Annotated in this window: 1 rRNA gene; it reads right to left on the bottom strand. The window is 59.3% G+C overall.

The window, feature by feature from the left end:
- Positions 1-220: 220 nt before the first annotated feature.
- A 16S ribosomal RNA gene (locus tag C3492_RS43865) occupies positions 221-675 on the bottom strand; the annotation flags it as partial.

Below are 675 nucleotides of genomic sequence, written 5' to 3' on the forward strand. Positions count from 1 at the left end.
GGGGCCGGCGATCTGAGGAGAAGTTCATTCCCTCAGACACCCAACAGCGTGCCCGACACCCTCACCCCTGGCCGTTCCGTTCCACGCCGAAGCAGTACTAGGAAGACCAGCAGGTCAAGTGTGCCGAGTAGTCAACGTTCCACCCATGAGCAACCAGCATCAGACATTCGCTGATGTACTGGCCTCTGACCAGCCGAAGCTGGTGAGAAGTGCTCCTTAGAAAGGAGGTGATCCAGCCGCACCTTCCGGTACGGCTACCTTGTTACGACTTCGTCCCAATCGCCAGTCCCACCTTCGACAGCTCCCTCCCACAAGGGGTTGGGCCACCGGCTTCGGGTGTTACCGACTTTCGTGACGTGACGGGCGGTGTGTACAAGGCCCGGGAACGTATTCACCGCAGCAATGCTGATCTGCGATTACTAGCGACTCCGACTTCATGGGGTCGAGTTGCAGACCCCAATCCGAACTGAGACCGGCTTTTTGAGATTCGCTCCACCTCACGGTATCGCAGCTCTTTGTACCGGCCATTGTAGCACGTGTGCAGCCCAAGACATAAGGGGCATGATGACTTGACGTCGTCCCCACCTTCCTCCGAGTTGACCCCGGCGGTCTCCCGTGAGTCCCCAGCACCACAAGGGCCTGCTGGCAACACGGGACAAGGGTTGCGCTCGTTGC

Origin of the sequence: Streptomyces sp. Ru62, assembly GCF_002920615.1 — a bacterium.
Classification (GTDB): Bacteria; Actinomycetota; Actinomycetes; order Streptomycetales; family Streptomycetaceae; genus Streptomyces.